17 protein-coding genes and 1 tRNA gene are annotated in these 19,740 nt (G+C 31.7%); 3 read left to right on the forward strand and 15 right to left on the reverse strand.

Annotation, left to right across the window (positions count from 1 at the left end):
• Positions 1–16: 16 nt before the first annotated feature.
• The 8 genes from BM549_RS10965 to BM549_RS11000 form a co-directional block, all read right to left on the reverse strand.
• Positions 17–1,195 (reverse strand): AIR synthase related protein, encoded by a 1,179-nt coding sequence (locus BM549_RS10965; protein ID WP_290470314.1) that lies wholly within the window; start codon positions 1,193–1,195, stop codon positions 17–19.
• A gap of 87 nt (positions 1,196–1,282) precedes the next feature.
• Complete coding sequence (locus BM549_RS10970; protein ID WP_290470315.1) at positions 1,283–2,809, reverse strand: carboxypeptidase-like regulatory domain-containing protein; 1,527 nt, start codon at positions 2,807–2,809, stop codon at positions 1,283–1,285.
• Between the two features lie 44 nt (positions 2,810–2,853).
• Complete coding sequence (locus tag BM549_RS10975; protein WP_290470316.1) at positions 2,854–4,350, reverse strand: CsgG/HfaB family protein; 1,497 nt, start codon at positions 4,348–4,350, stop codon at positions 2,854–2,856.
• 18 nt (positions 4,351–4,368) lie between these two features.
• Positions 4,369–4,779 (reverse strand): curli production assembly/transport component CsgF, encoded by a 411-nt coding sequence (locus BM549_RS10980; protein WP_290470317.1) that lies wholly within the window; start codon positions 4,777–4,779, stop codon positions 4,369–4,371.
• 2 nt (positions 4,780–4,781) lie between these two features.
• On the reverse strand, positions 4,782–5,588 hold the full coding sequence (locus tag BM549_RS10985) for a CsgE family curli-type amyloid fiber assembly protein (protein WP_290470318.1): 807 nt from the start codon (positions 5,586–5,588) through the stop codon (positions 4,782–4,784).
• A 9-nt stretch (positions 5,589–5,597) separates the two neighbouring features.
• Entirely contained in the window at positions 5,598–6,113 is a 516-nt protein-coding gene (locus BM549_RS10990) for a hypothetical protein (protein WP_290470319.1), read from the reverse strand.
• 137 nt (positions 6,114–6,250) lie between these two features.
• Positions 6,251–7,795 carry a curlin gene (locus tag BM549_RS10995; RefSeq protein ID WP_290470320.1) on the reverse strand — a complete coding sequence of 515 codons (1,545 nt, stop codon included), beginning with the start codon at positions 7,793–7,795 and terminating at the stop codon, positions 6,251–6,253.
• A gap of 203 nt (positions 7,796–7,998) precedes the next feature.
• Positions 7,999–10,185, reverse strand: a complete 2,187-nt coding sequence (locus BM549_RS11000; protein ID WP_290470321.1) for a glutamine synthetase III — start codon at positions 10,183–10,185, stop codon at positions 7,999–8,001.
• Positions 10,186–10,376: 191 nt separating this feature from the next.
• Here BM549_RS11000 and BM549_RS11005 point away from each other — a divergent pair, with 191 nt between their 5' ends.
• Complete coding sequence (locus tag BM549_RS11005) at positions 10,377–11,402, forward strand: glutamine synthetase beta-grasp domain-containing protein (RefSeq protein WP_290470322.1); 1,026 nt, start codon at positions 10,377–10,379, stop codon at positions 11,400–11,402.
• 70 nt (positions 11,403–11,472) lie between these two features.
• Here BM549_RS11005 and BM549_RS11010 read toward each other — a convergent pair whose 3' ends face one another.
• The gene (locus BM549_RS11010) at positions 11,473–12,411 is read right to left on the reverse strand and encodes a calcium/sodium antiporter (protein WP_290470323.1); all 939 of its coding nucleotides are present in this window, start codon (positions 12,409–12,411) and stop codon (positions 11,473–11,475) included.
• A gap of 28 nt (positions 12,412–12,439) precedes the next feature.
• On the reverse strand, positions 12,440–14,419 hold the full coding sequence (locus tag BM549_RS11015) for an endonuclease (RefSeq protein WP_290470324.1): 1,980 nt from the start codon (positions 14,417–14,419) through the stop codon (positions 12,440–12,442).
• A gap of 580 nt (positions 14,420–14,999) precedes the next feature.
• Between BM549_RS11015 and BM549_RS11020 the strand changes: the two genes are divergently transcribed.
• A complete protein-coding gene (locus tag BM549_RS11020) occupies positions 15,000–15,152 on the forward strand; it encodes an SsrA-binding protein (protein ID WP_290470325.1) in 153 nt (50 codons plus the stop codon).
• A 123-nt stretch (positions 15,153–15,275) separates the two neighbouring features.
• A tRNA-Arg gene (locus tag BM549_RS11025) sits at positions 15,276–15,349 on the forward strand.
• A 112-nt stretch (positions 15,350–15,461) separates the two neighbouring features.
• On the opposite strand, the gene BM549_RS11030 is transcribed toward BM549_RS11025, so the two are convergent.
• The 5 genes from BM549_RS11030 to BM549_RS11050 all read right to left on the reverse strand — a co-directional run bounded on the left by BM549_RS11030 (position 15,462) and on the right by BM549_RS11050 (position 19,740).
• Positions 15,462–15,737 (reverse strand): helix-turn-helix domain-containing protein, encoded by a 276-nt coding sequence (locus BM549_RS11030; RefSeq protein ID WP_290470326.1) that lies wholly within the window; start codon positions 15,735–15,737, stop codon positions 15,462–15,464.
• 408 nt (positions 15,738–16,145) lie between these two features.
• Positions 16,146–16,640: a heavy-metal-associated domain-containing protein gene (locus BM549_RS11035; RefSeq protein WP_116823307.1), complete on the reverse strand. Its 495-nt coding sequence runs from the start codon at positions 16,638–16,640 to the stop codon at positions 16,146–16,148.
• Positions 16,641–16,672: 32 nt separating this feature from the next.
• A complete protein-coding gene (locus BM549_RS11040) occupies positions 16,673–18,451 on the reverse strand; it encodes an efflux RND transporter periplasmic adaptor subunit (protein WP_116823308.1) in 1,779 nt (592 codons plus the stop codon).
• The gene (locus BM549_RS11045; RefSeq protein ID WP_034646375.1) at positions 18,441–18,923 is read right to left on the reverse strand and encodes a DUF305 domain-containing protein; all 483 of its coding nucleotides are present in this window, start codon (positions 18,921–18,923) and stop codon (positions 18,441–18,443) included. The genes BM549_RS11040 and BM549_RS11045 overlap by 11 nt, the downstream gene beginning before the upstream one ends.
• A gap of 25 nt (positions 18,924–18,948) precedes the next feature.
• Positions 18,949–19,740 carry a cation transporter gene (locus BM549_RS11050; RefSeq protein ID WP_034646374.1) on the reverse strand — a complete coding sequence of 264 codons (792 nt, stop codon included), beginning with the start codon at positions 19,738–19,740 and terminating at the stop codon, positions 18,949–18,951.

The raw sequence follows: 19,740 nt of genomic DNA on the forward strand, positions 1-19,740 counted from the left end.
ATTTTATTTAGGAATATTAATATTGAAACGTTCCAAAAGGACTTTCTATTGTTAGTTTTTTATTTTCTGAAGCTTCTACTTTTCCTATTATTTGAGCATTAACATTAAAACTTTTTGAAATTGCAATAATAGATTCTGCAATTTCTGGGCTTACATATAGTTCCATTCTATGCCCACAGTTAAATACTTGATACATTTCTTTCCAATCTGTTTTAGATTGTTCTTGAATTAGTTTGAAAAGTGGCGGAATTGGGAATAAATTATCTTTTACAATATGCAAATTATCTACAAAATGAAGAATTTTGGTTTGTGCTCCTCCAGAACAATGTACCATACCATGTATGTCTTGCGAAGTATATTTAGATAAAATTTCTTTTATAATTGGCGCGTAAGTTCTAGTTGGTGACAATACTAATTTACCAGCATCTATTGGGCTATTTTCTACTGCATCTGTTAACTTAACTTGCCCAGAATATACTAAATCTTCTGGTACTGCTGCATCAAAACTTTCTGGATATTTTTTAGCTAAATAGTTATTGAATACATCGTGTCTAGCAGAAGTTAAGCCATTACTTCCCATACCTCCATTATATTCTTTCTCGTACGTAGCTTGACCAAAACTTTCTAGACCAACTATAACATCTCCTGCTTTAATATTTGCATTATCGATTACGTTTTCTCGTTTTATTCTAGCTGTTACTGTTGAGTCTACAATAATTGTTCTTACTAAGTCTCCAACATCTGCTGTTTCTCCACCTGTAGAATGTATAGTAACTCCAAAGCTTTTTAAATCTTCAATTAATTCTTCAGTTCCATTTATAATTGCTGAAATTACTTCGCCCGGAATTAGATTTTTATTTCTTCCTATTGTTGAAGATAACATAATGTTATCTGTTGCTCCAACGCAAAGTAAATCGTCTATATTCATAATTAAAGCATCTTGTGCAATGCCTTTCCAAACAGAAATATCTCCTGTTTCTTTCCAATACATATAAGCTAGTGACGATTTTGTACCTGCTCCATCTGCATGCATTATTAAACAATAATCCTCGTCATTAGTTAAATAATCTGGCACAATTTTACAGAATGCCTTAGGAAACAACCCTTTATCTATATTTTTAATAGCATTGTGCACGTCTTCTTTTGAAGCCGATACACCACGTTGACTATATCTTTTACTAATTTCTGAGCTCATAATGTTGTGTTAGTATCGCAAAGATAATTGTAAATAAAAAGCATACAAAATTATTGTATGCTTCTTTAAATTTATGTTATAATTTTATTAGTCCCAATCTGGCATTGAGGCAGCAGAAAATAATTCTTTTTCTTGTGTTGCTGCTCCAAATTGAAATTTTATAACTGTTGGTATAGCTCCAGTATTATTGCCAACTCTTGTCAATATTATAGCGCCTTCGTCTGGAGAAAATTTAGGGTCTAAATCATTTTGACCTGCAACAACATCTGTTCCTAAAATATTACTTGTTGCGGTTGAAAAATTATAAATAAACACTCTACTTTCAAATTGTCTATAATTACTATTTTCTGATCCAGATAAATCTCTAGTATATATTATTTGATCTCCATTTGCAGTAATATCTAATCCTCCCAGTGCACCAGGTAAATTTTCTACAATTACTGTATTTTCCATACCTGTTGAAATATTGACAGTGAATATTCTAGCGTTATATCCATTAGAATTATTTGTTTTAAGAACCAATAAATCGTTATTAAATAATGTTTCTTGTACTTCTGTTATAAATGAACCATCTGTAGTTTGAAAAATTTGTGTTACTCCGCTACCATCTGAGTTTATTGAATATAATCTATCAAAGCTTGGATAATACAATTTACTACCATTTTGTGCCCAACAAAAATCTACATGCTCCATTCTAAAACCATTTACAGGAATTGCATTTGTTATTTGAGTATCATTAGAACCATCACTATTCATTGTGAAAATTTGTGTATTGCCTCCAACAGTTCTTAAGTAAGCTATTTTATTTAATGCAGAATTTGCTCTTGGCCTAAAACTATTAACTCCGCTATCTGTCAACTGAAGTAAATCAATATCTAATTCATTATTTCCTCCAGATGCTAAATCTTCATTACCGGAATAAATAACATTATTTCCATTAACATTTTTAACAAAAACAAATGGATTATTAGGTGTTGTAATTGTTGAAAACTGACTTATAGCCGAAACTACATCATCATTAGTCCCATCATTTACTTTTACTTGCCAAAAATATGTAGTTGATAATTCAAGATTACTAGCTAGGTAAAACGTATCTTGAGCAGTTTCAAAAAGTTCTATTTCATTGGTTTCTCCATTTCTTAACTCTAATACATATGATAATTCATCATTTGTATCTGGATCGCTAGACTCCCATGTAAATTGTACTTCTAAAGGTATATCTGTAGCTAAATCTTCTGGAAACACTAAATTTGGCACCGTTGGCGGTTGGTTATTTGCATTAGATGTAATCAACTCGAATGAAACCACTGCGGCAGCATCTTCAATAACCGTTACAGATTCAAATGCTGTTACATAAGAGCTTAACTCTGCTTGTACGGCATAAGTTTCTACTATAGCATTATTAATTACAAAATTACCCTCTTCATCTGTAAATACGGTGCTTGTTGCTGGATTAGTAGAGATTTTAACATTCTCTAAAGGAGTATTAGTTCCCTGTGCTACTACCTTTCCATTAATAGAGCCTGTTCGCTCTCCATCTATTTGATTTTCACTACATGTTAGTAATAGTAACATGGGAATAAAAAATATTATTATATATTTTAATGATTTCATTTTTTCTTTGTTTTAGTTAGTTCTCTTCAAGTTTGGTTTATTGATTATTCTGTATCAATATTTTTCTTTTCTTTACTAACTTCATTATATAATCCTTTTTCAATATTTTCTCGTCTAATTCTTTTTAACTCTTGCTTTCTTCTTCGCTCTTCCGCTCTTTTTAAATCGTTTTGAGTATTATAATTTCCTATATATAAATTCGCGCCTAATCCAAGTCTTAAATACATATCATCTTTATCACCTCTAACTAAGCCATCGATTGTATCACTAAAAACAAAATTATTTTCTAAAAATAAAGTAACTCCTATTCTTTCTGTTACTAAATACTCTAAACCTAAACCTGCTTGTAACTTAGGGTTTATGTTATTAAAATCATTAGAAATATTTGTTCCACCACCAACATATATATACGGTGATAATTTATCAAAGGGAAGAATATTATACTCTACATTAGCATCAATTGAAACGAAACTTTGATCAAAAATATTTTCATTTTTTAACCGGAATTGATTTACATTTAAGTTTAAGTTAAAATGTTTACCTAGATAGCGTTTGTAACCTAACCTAAAGTTTAGTTGATGCTTTGCATTTATATAATCACCATTTATTCTAGCTGTTCCTACAGATGCATGAAGTGCATTATCTGTTCTTCTTTTAAATGTAAATCTATTAAATAACTCTGTTGCATTAGCTGCTTCTTTTTCTTGCTTGTAGGCGTTTACAATTTCGGTATCCTTTTCAAGGCCCGCATTACTTGCCCAATAGCCATCTTGAATGCCTTCTAGTATTAAATCGTAAACAGCTTTCTCAATTGCATCCTTAACAGCTAACTGTACTGGTTCATTTTGAGTAAACCCAGTTTCTGCTTCCAATAGTCTTTGAAATTTAACAAATCGAAACAAGCTTACATCAACTGCTTGAGACAGTATTGTTTTTGAAACATATATGGTTTTTAAAATTTCACCATTTTTAGTTGATATTGCTCTTAGATAAACAGTAATTCTATCTTGCCTGTACCTAGCAGATCCTCCAACCCCAAAATATCTTGCTCCAGCTCCACCAGTTACTATGTTTGTATCGTAAGAAATTATACCGCCTTCTAACATTAATCCAGCATAAAGTAATGGTTCTATTGGCGGCTCGTTAGGATTTAATCCTTTTATATATTCTTGCTTGGTTGAGCGTATAATATTTCTTTCAGTAGAAAGGTTATTAAAATTTTCTCTTTCTAAAGGAATAAAATAGCCCGAATCTCCTAAGGCTTTAATTAAAATTGTTGTTGCTCCTTGTGTAACAGCTGTACTAAAAGTACTCCCATTCTCTACTGCCTTATATTGACCTGTTTGGTCACTAAAGTTATAGACAGCTACTTCTAATGGAACTTTTGCTGGTGGTAAACTAAGCAGCTTGTTTGTAGATTTTGAAAACTCTCCAATTTTTGCTGGCTCCTGGGAAAAAGGTTGATTAAAATAAGCACCACAAGAACTTAGAGTTATACATATTGTTATAACAACTATAACTTTTTTTATACAGATATTCATAAAAGGTTAAGTAAAATTTTATTGATTTGGAACAACAACTTGTGTTTGCTCTCCATTTGAGGTGTTTAAAATGTTAATTACAAGACCTTCGTCTGAATCAAACACTTCTACATTTAGTGAGCCAAAAGTAAATGTACCTTCTTGATCAAAATCTCCTACAGCATCAACTTGTTGCGCAAGTAAAACTCTAGAGATTTGACTTAATACTTGTTGGTTTAATTGTTCTCCAAAACGCTCTAATTCTGATTGTGCATCGGCAGTATTTCTTGGTGCCGTAAAACTATTTTGAGCTGTAGCCGAACTTTGCAGCCATTGGTAATTAAATGTTTCACCCCCAAAAGCTGGGTTTAAAGGTTTATAACTAAATTGTTGAGAAAAACCAATAGTTATTACTCCAAAAAAAAGTAAAAATGATAGTTTTATATTCATAATTAATAGCGTTTTAATGTTTCTTTTTGTTTTGCTAATTGTTGTAAATAAATAATACAGTTTTTTAATGCTCTATTTGCCATATCCTTTAAGAATTGCTTTTTAGGATTTACGAAAAATTGCCAAACTAATTGACCATCAACCTTTACTGTAATTCTTGTACTTCTTCTTTGGCCTGGAACCTCTTCTATAACAACATTTTTATTTGTTTTAATTTGCTTATTAAAATATTCTGAAAAAAAGAATCTATGAAAATCCCTTCCTGATTTTGTTAATGTTTTTTGTATAACCAAACCTTGAATAAACACACCATCTTGTCCATCTGCAACTTTATCTTCAGACTCTTGCTCAATTAATTCTTTTCTATTAGGATCTAACTCAATTAAAATTTGCCCATTTTTGTTATTTGTTAATACTAACCTATCTTTTGCTATTGCACCTGTATTTTTTTCACCATCAACAATTGGATAAATTAATAGTACAAGAATAATTTTTCCATCAAAATTATTATTTATTGTTAATGAAGATAATACTTTTTTTTCATTCCCTTCTAAATAGAAATTATCACTTTGAGAAGTTCTTGAATTATTATTGTTAGTATCGGTTTTAAAAGCTAAAAACTCATATCTTAAATTATATCCAGAGTATTTTAAATTCTCTGCTGTTGCACTAAAAATAGTGAACTCACTTTTTTTATCAATTTTAATTATTGCGTTAACTTCTTTATTATAAAATTTTTGTGCATTAACAGTAAAACTGGTAAGCACAAAAATTAAAAAAACAATATATGTTTTGATATAAAAAGACATTAAAAATCTCTAGTTAAAACTTCTAATAATAACTGTTGGTGAAGCTGTTGTTTGAGTAAATTTAATGTTTTTTGAAATACTATTTGCTCCAAATCTTTCAAAATACAAACCATCTCCATTTTGCTTTAATTCTAAAGACACTTTTGCGTTTGGGTCTATTACATAATCTAAAATTGCATTTTCGTTTCCGTTTTGCTCTAAATCTGAAACAACCGCATCCACTTTATAAGTAAGATTTATATTATTAGCATTTCCATTTTGAGCAATTTTAATATCACTTGCTCTAGAAGCTACTTTTACAACTGAAGTATTGAAGGACGCAATTTGAGTTATTGATACAGAATTTCCTGTTATAGTATTTAAATCTTCATTAGGGGTTGTATCAAAAAAAGAATTAAAAACACTTTGTGATACTTCTTGTCCATTTAGCTCTGTACCTGATTGACTATCTGAATCTTCATCATCATTAGTATAAGTTTGACTTATACCTAACTGAAACAAACAAAGAAAAAAAAGCAGAAACATTAATTTTTTATTTGTTTTTATTTTTGAAATTATCATAATTTTTAAATTTAAAAAAAAAAGGAGAGTATTACTTGCTATATAGTAAACCCTCCTTTTTAATATTAATATTAGATAAAAGTATCTATACTAGGTTGTTATTAACATCCAGTACCAGTACCATCTGCACAAGGATTTGCGATATCAAAAGAACCAACACCACCTGGCATGTCTAAATCAGTTGCATCTTGGAAGTCACAACCTTCACCATCTGTAGCAAAGTTTCCACTAGGTCCTAATTGTAAAACATCAGCAATGTTTCCTCCATTTGGCATACCTACTGGAGAACCTCCTGGTAAGTTTTGCGAAACTTTGAAACTATGTCCTGCAAAACCAGCTTCTTGCTTTTGAACTAATAATATAGTGTTATTTTGTCCTCTTTGACCTGTTTCTAAGATGTTACCATCACCTCCTTGGTAAGTACTAACGTGGTTATCACTACCTCTTTGAGTAGAGTAAGCCTCATTTGAATTTCCAATTTGTCTTTGGTAAGCTAAATGGTCTGATCCATTTTGACCAATTCCAGCCATGTTATCATCTCCTGTTTGATCTTGACGCGCATAGTTATCTCCACCTGTAGTACTACCATAAGCATTTTGACCTATTACAGCACCGTTTCTATCTCCGTCTTGACGTTGCTCTGCAACATTACCAATACCACTACCGTCTCCAAATTGACCGATAAGAGCATCATTCTCTGATCCATCTTGGATTTGTAATGCTTTTGCATCATCAGAACTACCATTGAAAGTACCATTTTGAATATTATCGACAGATGATGTACTTCCCCAGATTGCTGAAGCAGATGCAGAAAAAGGTACTAAACCATAACCTTGATCAACAACAGCATTGTTTCCTATACCAGAAGCTGCATTAGACGTTTGAGTTTGGTTAACTTTATTTCTATCACCATTTTGCATAGAATGCGCTGTGTTTTTTGCAGAACCGTATTGACGAATTCTTGTAGCATTCTCATTTCCATATTGCTCAGCTAACGCAGAATGACCCGCAGATTGATTAGGACCTGCATCTTGACGAATATCAGCCATGTTATCATCTCCTAATTGAACAGTTCTAGCCTCACTGTTATCATACTGTTGAACAGTTTTAGATGTATTGTTTAATCCATCTTGCTCAACCATTGCATAGTTTGTTTCTCCTTGCTCTCCAGTACCATGATTGATATAAGCTTTGTTTCCTGTACTTAAACCACCATCTTTCATACCTTGACGCACTACTGCTTCATTAGTATCTCCTTCTTGATAAGCTGAAGCCTGGTTACCTGTACCTTGTTGTCTTACATCTGCAACATTTCTGTAACCACTATCACTTAATACCGCACCTGTTTGCCAAATTCTAGCTCTGTTGTCTCCAGTACCTAAACCGTCTGACTGTATAGAGTATGCAGATTGGTTAGTACCTGCTTGACGTACTTGTACTTTATTAGTGTTACCGTTTTGAATAGCTTCACCAGTGTTACCCCCAAAAATAGTAGGGTTTGAACCTAAATGAGATACTTCGTTAGCATCCATTGAGTTTGTACCATCTTTGGCTTTTAAATCTGATTGAGCTGGTAAATTTAATGTTTGCGCCATAAGTGCGCCCGTGAATAATAGTGCCGCAGCACCAAAAATTACTTTTTTCATGTTAAATATATATTGATTAATAGCATTGCTAAGATATAGAAATTAATCAATACAAATTTTAATACTGCGACAAAATAAATTGAATTTAACAGTTTTTTCGATTACCTATTTACTAACATCGATAAACCGTAATTATTTGTAAGAAAAAACTCATAATACATGTAAATCCATAAGCTAAATTACTTATTATTAAGTACGTAGAATTACGTAGTAAACAAGAGTTCACGGTACTTTGTAAGCGGCCAAAGCTCATCGTCTACTAACAACTCTAGTTTATCACAATGGTATCGAATTGTTTCTAACATTGGGTTAATAGTATTACAATATGCCGCTGCTTTATCATTTATATCTTCAATAGCATTTGCTTTTTTTCTTGACTGCGTCATCTTTGTAACTAAGTCGTTTATTTTATCAATATGGCTAGATATGTCTTCAATTAAAACTAATTGTGCTTTGGCTACTTTTTTAAAATTGTCATTATATATTGTTTTTAATCCTTTTACATTTTCTATTAAAATATTTTGATATTTAACAGCAGTAGGCACAATATGGTTTCTTGCTAAATCTCCTAAAACACGACCTTCAATTTGCAAACGCATAATATACTGCTCCATTTCTATTTCGTAACGCGCTTGTGTTTCTACAGCATTCATGATACCTAAACCTTCATATAAAGCTATAGTTTTTTTAGAAACTTTTACTTTTAAAGCTTCTGGAGTTGACTTATTATTAGTTAAACCTCTTTTTTTAGCTTCTTTTTCCCAAGCTTCACCGTAACCATTTCCTTCAAAAAGAATTCGTTTGGATTGTTTTATATATTCTCTTAAAATATTAAATATTGCTTCATCCTTTTTTAAATCTTTTTTATCTATAAGTGCATCAACTTCAATTTTAAACTCCATTAACTGTTTTGCTACTATTGTATTTAAAACCGTCATTGGGTTTGCACAATTTGCCTTAGAACCTACTGCCCTAAATTCAAATTTGTTTCCTGTAAATGCAAATGGAGATGTTCTATTTCTATCTGTATTATCTAGTAATATTTCTGGAATTTTACCTACTACATTAAGTTTTAAATCGGTTTTTTCTTGAGGAGATAATTTTCCGCTTGTTACATTTTCTAGCTCATTTAATACTTTAGTTAATTGCTCACCAATAAAAACAGATATTATTGCTGGTGGCGCTTCGTTTGCTCCTAATCTATGATCATTACTAGCTGATGCTATTGCAGCACGCAGCAATTCTTCATTATCGTTTACTGCTTTAATCGTATTTATAAAGAAAGTTAAAAACTGAAGATTACTCATTGGTGTTTTACCAGGACTTAACAGGTTTATTCCTGTATCTGTACTTAAGCTCCAGTTATTATGTTTTCCAGATCCATTTATGCCTTTAAAAGGTTTCTCATGAAATAATACTTTAAAATTATGTCGCTCTGCAACTTTATCCATAACATCCATTAATAGAGCATTGTGATCTACAGCTAAATTTGCTTCTTCGAAAATAGGTGCTAATTCAAATTGATTTGGCGCGACTTCATTGTGTCTTGTTTTAACAGGTATACCTAATAGCATACATTCTGTTTCTAAATCTCTCATGTAAGACATTGCTCTATTTGGTATTGTGCCAAAATAATGATCGTCTAACTGCTGTCCCTTTGCTGAGGCATGACCTAAAAGCGTTCTTCCTGTTAATTGAATATCTGGCCTTGAAGAAACTAATGCACTATCTATTAAAAAATACTCTTGTTCCCAACCTAGTGAAGCATTTACTTTTTTTACATTTTTATCAAAATACTTACACACAGCTACAGCTGCATTATCTACTGTTTGAAGCGCCCTTAATAATGGCGTTTTATAGTCTAATGCCTCACCTGTATACGCTACAAACACCGTAGGTATACATAAAGTTGTACCATATATAAATGCTGGTGATGTTGGATCCCATGCGGTATAACCTCTTGCTTCAAACGTATTTCGAATTCCTCCATTTGGAAAACTAGACGCATCTGGTTCTTGTTGTACTAATTGAGAACCACCAAATTTTTCTATAGCATTATTATTTTCTATAGTTTCAAAAAAAGCATCATGCTTCTCTGCAGTAGCACCTGTTAAAGGTTGAAACCAATGCGTATAATGTGTTACTCCTTTAGAGAGTGCCCAATCTTTCATTGCAGAAGCTATTTGGTCTGCAATAGCTCTATCTATTTTACTTCCTTTTTCTATAGCATTTGTAACACTCTCAAAAGCATCCCTAGTTAATGTTTGACGCATTTTTTTTGAATCGTAAACATTCTGCCCAAAAAGTTCTGAACGACGTTTTTCATCATTTATAATTACAGGTTTCCTATTTAAAGTTTCTTTTATTGCGAAAAATCGTAATGTTGACATATTATATAGCTTTTTTTTACAAATATATCAATTTAGAGTAAATTTTACACTCTAAAATAAACATACCCTAAAAAATATAGGGTTAGTTTAGTAAATTTAATAATTTTTAAAAAATTCACCTCTTTTTTTTATAGGTGAATTAAAAATCATTATATATTTGCAAACATATTATTAATATTACCTGAAGCATTATGGCAAAAATAAAATTAGAATACATCTGGTTAGATGGTTACCATCCTACTCAAAACATGAGAAGTAAAACTAAAGTTGAAGAACACGAAGACTTTAAAGGTACAATTGAAGAATTAGAAAATTGGTCTTTTGATGGATCTTCTACTAGACAAGCCGAAGGCGGATCGTCTGACTGCTTATTAAAACCTGTTGCTATATATCCAGATCCTGCAAGAGTAAACGGCTATTTAGTAATGACAGAAGTTTTAAATGCAGATGGAACTCCTCACGTATCTAACGGAAGAGCTACTATTGAAGATGAAGACAATGATTTCTGGTTTGGTTTTGAGCAAGAATATTTTATAATGGATACAAAAACCCAATTACCTTTAGGATTCCCTATTGGTGGTTATCCAGCTCCACAAGGTTTATACTATTGCTCTGTTGGTGGTAAAAACACACACGGAAGAGGTTTAGTTGAAGAACATGCAGATTTATGTATTGAAGCAGGCTTAAACTTTGAAGGTATTAACCAAGAGGTTGCTTCTGGACAATGGGAATTTCAACTTTTTGCTAAAGGTGCTAAAAAAGCAGGTGATGAAATATGGATAGCACGCTACTTATTAGATCGTTTAACTGAACAATATGGTTACTATATAGAATACCACCCAAAACCATTAGGGAAAGATATGGATTGGAATGGCTCTGGTATGCATGCTAATTTCTCTAACACCACATTAAGAACTTGTGGTAGTAAAGAGACTTACGAAAAAATATGCGAAGCATTTAGACCGGTTGTTAAAGAACACATTGCTGTTTACGGAGAATTTAACGACCAACGTTTAACTGGTGATCATGAAACTGCATCTATACATGATTTTAGCTACGGCGTATCAGATCGTGGTGCTTCAATAAGAATACCTATTATTACTGTAGAAAAAGGCTGGAAAGGTTGGCTAGAAGATAGACGTCCTGCTTCTAACGGTGATCCATACAAAATTGCAGGCCGAATTATTAAAACTGTTAAGTCTGCTAATATTGATTAAAACAAACTATTAGTTAAATCCACAAAAAAAGCGTTTGAAATATTTCAAACGCTTTTTTTATTAATTTTTATTAAGCAAATGCCAAGTATATAAAACTACAATAACCTACAACAAGCAATAAACCTTTGTAACGACTTATTTGCATTTGTTTTGGAATAAATATTAATAAAATTAAGACCGCTGCAAATGCAATCATCCAAAAGATATCGCTATCTAGAATTTTTAAATCTGTAACCGGAATGGTTTTTACTATAGAGGTTAAACCCAAAACAGAACCTATATTAAAAATATTTGAACCTATTAAATTACCTAAAGACAATGCCTTCTCCTGTTTTGCTGCTGCTATTACAGAAGCCGCTAACTCCGGCACACTTGTTCCTATCGCTATTACTGTTACAGCTATTACCGCATCACTCACTCCTAAAGCTAATGCCAACTCTTTAGCGCCATCTACTAACCAGACTGAACCAAAGTATAATGCTACTGCCCCAATTACTAACCAAAGTAATATTTTAGCATTAGATACTACCGCTAAAGAATCATCTACCTCTTCTGCTACAGCATCTTTTTTTGCAGTTTTTAAAAGAATAATTATAAATAAAATTAAGCCTCCAAATAATATACAGCCTTCAATTGCTGATAAAAAACCATCATTGCTTAGAAAATAATATAAAGCGAATGAAAAAATCATCATTGCTGGCCAATTTAACGTATAAAAAGACTTATCTACAGCTATTGAGCCTATTAGTGCTGTTATACCTAAAACCAACCCAATATTAGCTATATTAGAACCTACAACATTATTAATTGCTATAGCTGGAGATCCTGTTAAGGCTGCTTGCAAACTAACTAACAACTCTGGTGCAGAGGTTGCAAAAGAAACAACCGTCATACCAATAACCATTTTAGATATATTGAATTTTAAAGACAAACCAACAGAGGCTTTAACTAAAAAATCTCCTCCAACAACCAATAGCACTAAACCTGCTATTACCAAAAAAATGCTCATAAATTCTAATTAAATTTTTACGAAGATACTACTTCACAAGAAATTTACGAGTTTCGGTTTTATCATTTGCTGTAATTTGTGCGAAATAGAGTCCGCTAGCTAAATTTAATTTAATACTTGAGTTATTATATATAGTTTCAGATTTAATTTTTCTTCCTTCAGAAGAATATATAGCTACCAAATATTCGTCTTCCTTTCCAGAAATAAATAATTGATTGGAAACTGGATTTGGAAATATTTTTAAAATTTCAGTATTAAAACTTTCAACACTTAAACTATTATTCCAAACTTCACCAGCATTTGCTCCCCAAATATAATCTACTAAATCTGGCATATCGATTAAAGGATTCCTATTAAATTGCCAGTTGTAAATAACATTATTTCTATTCATTTCAAAATCGTCTGGCGGATCTTGATTATGCCATTGTAATAATGTTGCTAAATCTCCCATTTGACCTGTTGTAGTTGGAAAACCGTTAACAATTTCAAGACCATTGTAACGTAACTGCATATATAAAACGCTACGCGCTACATCTCCTTTAAAGCTACTTTGGTTTCCTGTTGGCCCATTATATTCACCATAATGCTGGTTTCCTCTAGAACTATTCTCCGGTCCATCTGCAGCTCTAAGTGCATGGGCGTCTGAGTTTCCATGTCTTAAAGAATCTGCTGTTGTATTCCAAAATACATCTATCCCATCTGCATCATCATCTTCATCTATACTATTGTAGCCTGCTAACGAACGTGGAAATGTATGCTCTCTATTCCATTTACCTACACTATTTGAAGTTGTTTGGTAGTCTAATTTAGCTCGCCCTTGCTCTGTATACACAAGCCATACTTGGTTACTATTTTCTGGGTTTTGATCTGCTTCTTTTAAAATATCTATTACATCTGCATACGTTTGTGCTCTTACCACACCTTCTTCTGCAATTATATCTTGGATTGCTTGCTCTAAATTTGCTCCAGACAACCCATTTAAACTATCGTAATATCCTGCAGGTTGAGTGCTTTGCACCACACCTGTTGGCATTGGTGGATTTCCAGGTATTGGAGCATTAAACGGTGCAACCATAAAATCATTATCAACAACTCTTAGTTTTAAAAAATTATTGAATGGTATATAAGGTGTAGATAAATTTACAAATTTCACTATTGGTTCTTCATCTCCATCATTAATTCCATCACTAAGCACTGTTATAGATGTAGTAACAGAATTTTGACCAGAAGGAATTGTAACAGTTGTATTTCCTGTAAAATCTGAAGTTGTAAAACTTTCATTATCTAAAGTAAAACTAAAAGTAGCATCTTGATTTACATTACTTTGAGATGTAAATGTTATTGGTATTGTATCACCTTCATTATAAATTTCCTGAGTAGTTGAAATCTCTATGGCATTAAAAACTATACCACTACCATCATTTAACGCTCTAGGTGTTGGCGTGGTTGCAGTATATGTAATTGTCCCAGAACCATCATCAAATCTTTGAATTGAATTAGAATTATTTCCTGCTCCTTCACTAACTTGATCATTTGGACCTAAACCTAATAAACTTAGTAAATTAGTGTCTACAGCATCATTAGTACTGTACACCAATGCATCTACTAAATTAGTTGTTGTAGCAAGTGTTTCACCAGGAAAAGCATCTATACTATCTTGATATATTGCTACAGCATCTGCTCCATTTTGAATTACATTTGAAGGTATTAATAATTGTGGAAATGGCATCACTGTGGTACTGCCTATTAACAATAACCCGTTATCGTCTGATACACTACCTGTTAAATCTACAGCAAAGTAACTAGAATCACCTCCAGAAGAAGAGCCATTAAAAAACACCATTACAAAGCCGTCTAGAGACATGTTTGGTGTTGCAGTTAATAACTCTACAAATTCCTCTTCATCAAGCCCTGGATTATCACAATCTAACTCATTAATTACTACTTGTTGGCTAAATATTAAATTACAAAATAATAGTATAGCGCTAAAAATTATATTCTTTTTCATTTACACAAATTTGGGCAAATGTAAACAACATTATGATAGTATATATTTCTTAATTGTTAATTGTTAGTTTTTAATCACTTAAAAAATACGAGAAGAGGTTTCTATATTTTAATGATTTTTTATAATTGACTCTTTTTTTTAATTAAAACTCCCTTGGTAATAATAACAACTCAAAAAAAGCGCCTACAATAGTTACTTATTTTATACATATAAGGTATTTTAACTTACGAAATAATACTTTTATCAAGAGTATTTGTAAAATTTTAAAATACATTACATTAAAATACTTATATATATAAAGTCAATTGTATTGATTTTTACTAATTTGTTTGGATAATAATTATCAAAAAATATATATTGAATGGACAATCGAAAAATTATTATTAACCCTTAAACTAAACAACTATGATAACATTAGCGAAATTAATTATCGAAACCATAACATCGATAAGCCTGTAAACTAAACTAAAAGATAAAACTTAGTCTAGAATAAGTTTTAATCTTTTAAATTAAACAGAATTTGGCTATACATAGTAATTATTATAATTTTGAAGTTGTAACTTATTGATTAATATTCATTTTGAAAAAACGACTTTTTAAAATACTTTCTAAAATAAACAAAGCTATTTTACCTAGCTATAGCAAACAACGTTTAGACTTAACCAAAGCAACTAAAATACAGATGGCTATTTTTGCTTGGAAACTATACGTAACCAAAAACGCTTTAGATTAACTACCTATTAAACTGAACATATAAAACTTTAATGTTTTTAAATCACTTCTGAATAAATTATTTTTTTTACGATTTATTTTGACTGTTATATAAAAAAGAAATATATTTGCACCCACGAAAAAAGGCCTCGTGGCGCAACTGAATAGCGCACTTGATTACGGCTCAAGAGGTTACAGGTTTGAATCCTGTCGAGGTCACTAATAAAACCAACACTTTACAAAGCTTTTGTAAATGTTGGTTTTTTTATTTGCAGAAAATTTGCAGAAAAATCACTGTATAATTTCGCTATTACTGCCTGTATAATTATTGTTATTTTCTGAGTATAGCTAATATTTCCTGTTTATTGTAATAGCGTTTATTACCAATAGCGTAACTCTTTATAATACCTTTGTTTGTCCAATTCCAAAGTGAAACTAAACTAATTCTTAAAAAATCTGCCGTTTCTTGTCTTGTCAAATACGCTTCATTTCCATTAGTATGCAAATCATTTAAATAATGTTTTATTTTTATTAAAAGCTTATCTGCTACTTTATCTACTAATTCATCTACTGTAATTTCTTGTACTTCTATTGTTTTTGTTATCATACCTTATTATTTTTTTATAAAATGAAAGTTAACGAAATGAAGCAAACAAAAATTTGAGGTAAGATAGACGTCTAAAAAAATGAGAGAAGTGAAGCTATTGCTTCTATTACACAACTTAGATTTGGGTCAGTTTTGTTGCGGAATAGAGGTTTTAAGCATTAGCAATAGCCCTTTGCTTTTTTATTGTACTAATTTATTTATATAGATACTTTTAAATAAAACAAGCAATGTGCTATTATAGCGTTGGATACAAGTATTATAACATAAAACCAACTATGTATTGCTCGCGTAATAACACAAAGGATTTTGAGCTTTCGACAGACTCAAATCGAAGCAAGCAAAAAAACTAGGTTTTGACTTGTATGGAATAAAAAAGAGCCTTCCGAAAAAGACTCTTTCATTATTGATCTAATGGTCGTGGTTTGAATGGTCATCACTTTTTTCTTCACCAGATTTATTCATTATCATATCGTGTTTATATTGACAGCAAGATGGAAGACTGTTAAATGCCTCTTCATCACCAGCTACTTTTTCGGTATCATATCCTGAAGCTGCGATTGCTTTATGGATTGCCATTGCATCGGTTTTTGTATCATCAAAAGACACATCAATCTTCTTTTTATCGACATCCCAATTAGCACTTGCAACACCTTCAACACCGTTAGCTGCTTTTTCGATAGTGCTTTTACACATTCCGCAATTTCCTCTTACACCAAAAGACAGGTCTGTCATTGCCATATCTTTAGACATTTCAGTAGTTGTGGTTTCTGTTTCTTTTTTGGTTTCGTTTTTACAACTTGTTAAACCTAATGCTGCTATTACAGCTACACTTAAAATTACTTTTTTACTCACGTCGATTACATTTTTGTTTTTGTGTTCGTGATTTTTCTTTGAAAAATTCATTGTTTAAAATTTAATTGTTATTACTTGATTTATTATTCTATTACTTGTTTTACTTCACCACAGGTTAGCATTGCTTCGCCAAAGTATGGATTGATTACTTTTTCTTCTTTACTCAACCAATATGCACCATTGTTGTTATCTGCCATTGGGCAAAATTCTACATAGACCTTTTCATTGACACCAAATAGTTGTACAGCATTGATTAGATGTGATGATAAATGTTTAAAATGGTCTCTTTGTGATTTTATATCGGACGTTTCAGAAATTGAAGTTGCAGAAGATTTTATTTCGCCTTCTAATGACATCCAATGGTTATGCGCCTTATTATCTGACAACAATTTCATATCTACTTTATTCAATTTATTTAATAAAGTTGTTGCGTTTGCTGAAGTACTTTTTGAATCTTCTTTTACTAAAGCATCTTTTAAATTGATATACTCATTGAAAACAGCTTTTAACTGCTCTTGAAATTTCATTGATACTTTCAAACGCTCATTCATATTAGTGTGGTCACTTTCTTTGTTGGGTGAATTGTTATCCATACCTAAATGACCTTCGTGTCCAGTCATTACTTTACCACCATCTTTATTCATCATAGACTTTTTTCCTTGTAATTGTGCTGCTGCATCAACCGTAAATGTACCGTTAGTCACTATTTCATTTCCAACAAATAAACCTTCTACAACTTCATATTCATTACCAATTTGATTGCCTAATTTAATTTCACGCATTTCAAAAATAGGTTGGTCTGGATTTGTTTTAAGGTACACCACAGAACGTTCACCTGTCCATAACACAGAAGATGTAGGAATTGTTAATACTTCGTCATTTTTAGCTGTACTGCCTTCAATATTTGCGGTTACAAACATTCCTGGCTTAAATACATCGTCCTTATTGCTTAAAACAACACGTAAGGTTACAGTTCTTGTTTTCGTGTTTAAAACTGGGTCAATGAAATCTACTTTACCTTTAAACTCTTTATTAGGATAAGCATTGGTTGTTGTCATCACTTCCTGTCCTTTTTTAAAGCGGTCAATCTGATTTTCATACACATCAAAATTTCCCCAAACCGTATTGAGATTAGCAATTTTTAATAAAGGTTGACCTTGTTTGATATAATCACCTTGCTCTACCAGTTTTTCGGTAACAGTTCCTGAAACGGTTGCATAAACAGGAAAGTTTTCTTTCACTTTTCCTGTTTCTTCAATCTGATTGATTTGATTTTCAGAGAGCTTCCATAATTTCAGTTTATTACGAACTGCTTTGTACAAAGCCGGTTGCGATGCTTTTAAAGATGCTGCTGTAATTAATTCTTGTTGTGCTGCATAGAGTTCTGGTGAATAAATGGTTGCCAATAATTGACCTTTACGAACTTCTTCGCCTGTAAAACTCACATTCAAACGTTCAATTCTTCCAGCGAAATAACTGACCTGTACTGCATTGGCTTCTTCGTTTTCAACAATTTTACCAGATAATTTGATAGTATTGCCTTCAACATTGCCTTTACCAACAATAGATGTTTGAATATTGGCTAATGCCATAGCATTTTCGGTCATTTTGAATTGGTCTGCTAATAAACCATCTGCACTACTTTCCGCAGGAATTAAATCCATACCACAAATAGGACAATCGCCTGGTTCTGGTTGCATAATTTGTGGATGCATAGAACAAGTCCATAATTGATTGGTTTCTGCAACCGCATTGTAATTATGGTCTTTTTCTTTATTTGATGAGCCACCAAAAAGTAACCAACCCAATAAAACACCTATTACGAGTATGCCAATATATATGACTATTTTATTATTTTTCATTCTCTAATCGTTTTATCATTGCTTTCATTTCTTTTATTTCTTTACGCTGTGCCTTTATAATGTCTTCTGCTAATTTCTTAACTTCTGGGTCTTGAATATCTGCTCTTTCACTTGTTAAAATAGCGATAGAATGATGTGGTATCATTGCTTTCATCCAAAGGACATCACCAATAATTGGTGCTTGAGTTCTTACCAACCCTAATGCACCCACAAACAGAATGAAACTACCTGCAAGTATGGCGATATTCTTCTTTTTATTATTATACATTTTTCGCATAAAAAACCACATTATTACTGCCATGGTTGAAATCCCTAAACACGTCATATAGAATCGTGTTAAACTAAACCATACGTGGTCTATGGAATAGGTGTTTAAATACATTGTGATGTACATTGCTACAAATGAGCAAGCCAACATTATAAAGAAGGTTTTGTAATTTCCTTTGTTTGAGTGTTCTTTTGAATTTTCCATAATTTTTGATTTTATAGTTAAACTTTTACTTACTTAATTTTAATATCCTGAATGCACCTTGTATCACCAATCCAAATACAATGATTCCTATAATTAAATCTGGAATACCAGAATGCAGCCAATTGACCAACACGCCTGCTACAATTACTCCGAGATTTATTATAATATCGTTTGATGTGAAAATCATACTTGCACGCATATGTGCTTCATTACTTTTTGATTTTTGTAAGAGGTACAAGCAAATGCCATTTGCAATTAAAGCAAATATTGAAACGATAATCATTGTTGAAAATACAGGTAAAGCTTCATAACCTAAAAACCGACGTATCACTTCAACAATTCCAATAATTGCAAGGGTTACCTGAAAGTAACCTGCATATTTTGCAATACGTTTCTTTTTTAAAACCGTTCCACCAACCGCTATTAAACTCAATCCATAAACAAATGAATCTGCCAACATATCTAAACTATCAGCAACTAATCCCATTGATTTTGAAATAAGTCCTGTACTCATTTCAATAATAAAAAATGCAAAATTGATAATAAGAACTGTCCACAATAGTTCAGATTGACTCCTCGTAGATTCAGTAATGATTGTGTCTGTTTCTTCTGAACTGATTAAACTTTCATTTAATTTTAATTCTTTTAAGGCATTACCAATTTCATTTACATTTGAATTATGATATAGTGTTAAGATTCTTTCTCCTAAATTGAAATCAAGTTGTTTGATACCATCTATATCAGATAGCTTCATCTTAATTAGATTTTCTTCAGAAGGACAATCCATTTTTGATATTTTGAAAATAGATTTTTTCAT

Source organism: Lacinutrix sp. MedPE-SW (genome assembly GCF_001874145.1).
In the GTDB taxonomy this organism is placed as follows: domain Bacteria; phylum Bacteroidota; class Bacteroidia; order Flavobacteriales; family Flavobacteriaceae; genus Lacinutrix.